Consider the following 284-nt stretch of genomic DNA (forward strand, 5'->3'; position numbering starts at 1 on the left):
GTGCGATTGCGGCACGAGGCATTGCGACTCAAGCCAAAAATGGTCAGGTTCAGGCGTTTCGACGCAGTGATAACCAAGCATATTATGCGGCGGATAACCCATTAGAGAATTGGCAAAAACAGAAAAAAACTGAGCTACTGCAACAGCTCGATGCTTATATTCGAACCAAAGAGCCTTTGATTCAAGAAGTCTCGGTGAGTCTGAGTGGGGTTCATGAACAGATGCTGGTTGCAGCAACCGATGGGACTTATGCTGGTGATATTCGTCCGTTAGTGCGTTTATCG

Annotated in this window: 1 pseudogene; it reads left to right on the plus strand. The window is 47.2% G+C overall.

Features of this window, described 5'->3' with window-relative positions:
• Positions 1 to 284, plus strand: a pseudogene (gene tldD, locus V0R37_RS21925) (metalloprotease TldD); the annotation flags it as partial.

It is taken from the genome of Pollutimonas rozaliensis, assembly GCF_048751585.1.
Lineage (GTDB): Bacteria > Pseudomonadota > Gammaproteobacteria > Burkholderiales > Burkholderiaceae_B.